2 protein-coding genes and 2 pseudogenes are annotated in these 5,172 nt (G+C 65.0%); 2 read left to right on the top strand and 2 right to left on the bottom strand.

The genetic code is table 11. From position 1 onward, the window contains the following. Nucleotides 1-753 (bottom strand): annotated as a pseudogene (locus ACWFR4_RS47595) (hypothetical protein); the annotation flags it as partial. 250 nt (nucleotides 754-1,003) lie between these two features. Here ACWFR4_RS47595 and ACWFR4_RS47590 point away from each other — a divergent pair. Continuing rightward, nucleotides 1,004-2,839: a hypothetical protein gene (locus ACWFR4_RS47590; RefSeq protein ID WP_453658083.1), complete on the top strand. Its 1,836-nt coding sequence runs from the start codon at nucleotides 1,004-1,006 to the stop codon at nucleotides 2,837-2,839. Between the two features lie 767 nt (nucleotides 2,840-3,606). Then, entirely contained in the window at nucleotides 3,607-4,662 is a 1,056-nt protein-coding gene (locus ACWFR4_RS47585) for a competence protein CoiA family protein (RefSeq protein WP_453658081.1), read from the top strand. Nucleotides 4,663-4,940: 278 nt separating this feature from the next. Here ACWFR4_RS47585 and ACWFR4_RS47580 read toward each other — a convergent pair. Then, nucleotides 4,941-5,172, bottom strand: a pseudogene (locus ACWFR4_RS47580) (transcriptional regulator); the annotation flags it as partial.

Genomic DNA, 5,172 nt, shown 5'->3' with positions numbered 1-5,172 from the left:
GCTCGAAATGGCGTCCAGATCGGCAACGGCACCATCGATCGACTGCGCTGCGGAAGCGACGACAAGCGAGACGCCGGCATTCACGGCCTCGGCGAGCCCGTCGAGGGGGACGATCTTCACCTTATAGTGCCCCTGCTGTGCGTGGGCCATGAAGGGCCAGCCTGCGGAGGAGAATTCATCCTCGCTGACGAGAACCGTCGTCCCTCGCGGGACCGAATTCGCGATCGCCGCGACGAATCCAACCGCCGTGCCGCCGATGGCTACCTCGGACTCGCCCACGCCGACGATCCGCGCGAAGGAGGCCCGGGCGGCGGTTATCGCAGCGTGGTATGCGAGCAGACTGGTCTCGCCGTGGAGCCACGCCACGGCTCCCTCGGATACAGCGACGGCCGTCGGGTAGCTCGGCAAGCCGTACGTTGCCGTATCCAGGTATCGGCTGTTCGGGACGAACAGCCTCTGAGCTTCGTTGATCGTGAGCGGACCGTCGTGCACCGCGCGGACGGTCGGCTCGATGCCGCAGACGCATGCCAGATGGCGCAGCTCGGATTCCCTAAAGACGCTGCCGTTGGGAAAGGTGACGTGGGCGCTATGAGGGGGGTGAAGTGAGGCATCACCACCGCGGTCACGCGAGTCTCCGGGGCCGGCTGTGGTGGCGTGGTTTTCGCTGTTCGGGTGTTCGGTGCTCATCAGGTGCTCCTTCGTTTCCGCGGCTGCGATGTCGTTGGTCTGGAGGCGTTCCGGTTGATCGTTCACGGATTGCTCTTTCCTCTGCGATGTGACTGTCGGGGATTCGATTGACCCGAGCAGTACGTCAATGGTTGCCGCATCAGCACATCGCCACAACGGAATCTGGGCCCGATTTTCGCGACATCGTTGCAGGTCAGCGTCCAAATGCTGTTAGTCGCCCCGCCAAGTCGAATTCCTCTACAACGCTGACGCCAGGCTCCACAACATTTGTTCGCCAGGGCACAACAGGCGCGTTAGGCTTGACACTATGACCCGGGTGGACCAGGGCATAAATGACATTGGCGATGCCGACGAACTGATCGCGTGGGCGGCGGCTGCGCAGCTGGCGAGGCTGGACGAAGACCACAAGATCAGCAACAGGGCCGTTGCCCGTGCTTGCGGCATGGACCCGGGAAATCTGGCCAACGCTCTTCATCGAGATCATCAAAGACTCAACGACGACCGGTTGAGACAGCTCGATGAGGCGATATGCGCCCTAGCTCCGGAGATGGAGGACACGGGCGGTCTGACGTCGCTGAGCCTGCGACTACGAGGCTTGACAGACCGGACAAGTCTCGTGGCCCAGGTCCCGTGCAGCTGGACCACCGAGATGCTGCTCGTCCCCCCCGCTACGGAGTTCGACGTCCTGATCCAGGCATCGGCACTGCTCACCATGTTCATGGCGGTCGATAACTCCAAAACGGAGCGAGACGGTATCCGAGCAATCCGCCAGCACTACAGCGAACAGATGAGCAAACTCGTCGATCAACTCATCATGATTGGCGCCTCTCCACCAACCCCGAGAAACACCGATGCACTTGCCCTTGTCGGCGGACTCGCCAAGTACTCTTTCGAAACCACTAAAGATCACCTGCAGCATGCCCTGCAGACCATGCCACTGGGATTCAGGATGTGGCGGGTCGCCACCGCACTCGTCCAACTCAGTAAGACAAACCCCGGTCTCGCCGGCAGAGTCTGCGCGTGGGTACATCACCTGCTCAACGATGCTGACCGACTTCGCCTGGTGAGCGTTTACCCCGGCCGATCTCTCGAACTAGAACTGGCCATCGCCGTTCCGCCGGAGTGGTCGCCACCCGGAGAACGAGACTGGGTCCACCAGCTGCTGCTCGCACGAGCACGCAACACAACCGCAACTATCAGGGAGCGCGGCACTGCCGCTCACGGCCTTTGGCAACGCATGCTGGCTTACGATCCTGCACACAGCGGCAAGGGGAAGGATGAACTAGGCCACCTCATACGGGAATTCCAATCACCAGAAGCGATGCCGGATGCTGCGGCCGGACTACAGTGGATCGCTGTCACACTCCGGCACGTCCTCGACAACAACGTAGCAATCTGCAATGACTGGACTGCGATCGATGAGCCGTGGTTCCATGCAGTCAACGAGGCGGCCGACTCACTGAACGAGGAATTCATACCCCGGCACATCCGGTCTGGGGCCCAAGCACTCTTCAGACACTCGCTCCTCCAGAACGCAGGTGTCGAGCGGCGGGAGGCAATCGACACACTCGTGGCCGGCGGATGGACCGAGTCCATCGTTAACGCTTTGGGCAATGTCCTCACGAACGAAAAAACCGAAGCATGGCTACGCATCCGCGCCCTGTTCGCATTGGGCTTCCTTCAGCACCGCGACCTGGCAGCGGCGCAGATCCTCACCACCGCATTTCACGAGGCGTTTGAGAAAATCACAAGTCCTGACCCTGTCGCCACGTCCTCTGAGGTCAGCGAGATGCATGCTGTGTTGTTCGCCATGGGTGACTGCTTCGGTGCAGAATCGCGATCGCGGGAAGCCCACAAGGCGAGGGAGCAAGTAAAGCTAGACATTGCGGATGATCTACGACGCTTGGTCATTCATGGTGAGACAGACGCCTCCCGGAGCTTCCTCATCGCCAGAGCAGCCGCCTACATGTTGACCGTAACGGCATCAGACCGCCCGCAGCGAGAAATGCTGGACGTATCCGAGGAACTACTAGGTCACCTCAGCAAACAACACCTTGACGCCATCACCAAACGACTCTGCGACTGGGCATTGAATTTCCGGTTCGAAAGAGAAACGGGAAGAGTGCGCCCCTTGCTGCAGGCGGCTTGGTGACGACCTGTCAGAACGCAATGACGTGAGCCAGGATCGGAGCAACGCCTCTGTCGTGGCACCGTCGGCAGGGCAGGCCGCCTTGGCGGGTGCGGGCCGGAGCGGCCGAAGGCCCCGCCTCTACGGTGCGAGAGCGGGGCCGGCTGGTGCTGCAAGAGCGCGGGACGGGCGGGCTATGTGAGGTTCGCCGCTGCCAGCACGAGGGATTGCAGGGCGGCGAACACTTCAGCGTCGCCGTGCCCGTATCCGGCCTTCAGGCTGTGGGCGCAGGCATGGGCCAGATGCGCCATGCAACGCGGCGCCAGCGCGGGCCGCCTGGCAGGCGCCAGCCCGCCGGAGACGGCTTCGGCCGGACCGATGTCCCTGAGGCGGGACGTCCCCGCCGGGTCGACTCGTGGGAGAGACTGAACCGCCCTGCGTCCGGCCGATGCTGCCGCCGCTGGGCACCGCCAGCGCCGGACCGGCTCACTGCGCACGACCGGCAGGAGCCGCGCGTCCTCATCCGGTGTATCGCCGTCCCGGTACGAGGGGATGCTGTCCTTCTCGGGGCACACGGGAGGGGGCTGATGGGGTACACCGCTGTGCATGCGGGCTGGGGCCGGCTGGATGCGTCGCTGGACGATCTCGGTTGTGGCCGGTCCTGGGCGGACGTCCACCGTGTGAAGGGGCTGGAGCTTGGGTGTCCGGAGTGCCGGGGAAGGGTGTTCGCGCGCGTCTCCCCGCACCGTGCCAGGCACTTCTACCACCAGGTGCGGCCGCTCGATTGCGCGTTGGCGAACGAGTCGCCGGAGCATCACCTGCTGAAGCTGGAGCTGGCCACCGCCGCCCGGGCGGCGGGCTTCAGAGCTGAGCTGGAGGTCGGCAACGAGGCCCGGACCTGGCGTGCCGACGTGCTGGTCTTCGATGGGCAGGACCGGCCGTTCATGGCGCTGGAGGCGCAGTTGTCACCGATGACGCCGCAGGACGCGCGGATGCGGACCGATCGCTACGCGGCCGACGGTGTGGCGGTGTGCTGGGTCTCGATGGAGAAACGACCGTGGGAACGCGGCGTCCCCTCGTTACGGGTAGCGCCCCCCAGGAACCGCGGGGACGCATGGACGGTGCGCCATGGCATGGCCCGCTACACCTGGACCGCGCCGCACACGCTGAAGACGAAGGCGGCGTGGACCCACATCTCCTGCTCCCTCGAGGAGGCGATCCGGTGGATTCTTCAGGGACGGGTGCATGCCCATACCGGCCCGGACACCTCGGTGTGGTGGACCGCCCACTCCTACGTTCAACTGGCCATCGTCCGGGCCCGGCTGGAGGCCGATGCCGAAGGCGTCATGCAGGCGGCCGCCGCCGAGCAACGCCGACAGGCCGCACAGCAGCGGGCCGCTTCCGCCGAACAGCGCAGACTGGCCGCCGAGGACCGCCGGCTGGCCGCGGAGGAACAGACACGGGAACAGCGGGCGGAGCAGGAGCGGCTGACGGCCTTCTTCGAGCACGCGGGCATGGACGGCGCACTGTGGCCCGCGTTCATGCACATGGTCCGCTCCACCTCCGGCAAGGCGGTCGAGTGCGGCGCCCAGAGCCCTGCCCACGGCAACGGACTGCTCCTCTACAGCCGGCCGCACAAGCAGAGCGCGTTCCAACTGGCCGGCGTGGTGTGCCCCGACCCCTCAGCGCTCACCCGGTGGCCTGCGGATCTAACCATCCTGGTCCCCGGCCAGGCCTGGCTCTCCCGTATCGAGGCGGCAGCCCACACTTCACTGAAAGTCGCCGTCTTGAACCCGGTCACCAAGCGCTGCACCTACAAGCGCGTCGGCCCCGGGCCGCGACGCTGACAGGTCGGCCCCGGGCATGCGCGGCATCAGCTCTTGCGCGTGGGCGGCCATCCCCGAGCCCTTGACGGTTCCAGCCGCACCCTGGTCAGACCTGTTGGGTTCGACAGATCTAACCGACGCTGGCCTGCCTGGCTTCGTCCTGCGGGCCCGCTGCCCTCGGGTGACGACGCGGCGGGTGTGGGCGGATGATCGTCTGCGGTGCCAGAACGCGTGGCCAGGTTCCAACTGTCGCGTCCCGGCTAACCGGTTGCGGGTGTCGGTGCTGGTGGGCTGGGGTGTCAGGCGTTGAATCCGAGCGACTTGCAGTACTCGTAGGCGCCCCAGTCCGAACCGAGTTCATCGCTGAGCACCTTGCACCAGACGTCGTGCAGCGGCTGCTCGTTGCCCTTCTCCCAGACTCCGTCTGCCCAGGCGGCGACGATGAGGTCCCAGTGACGGATATTGAACTTGCGCATCCTCTTGGCGGTGCGCCGGTGTCGTTCTTGGACGTATGTGTCGTCGGCCGGGTGG

It is taken from the genome of Streptomyces sp. NPDC055140, from assembly GCF_053607285.1.
The sequence above is the reverse complement of the archived record's forward strand: the minus strand, read 5'-3'. Positions and strand labels throughout refer to the sequence as shown.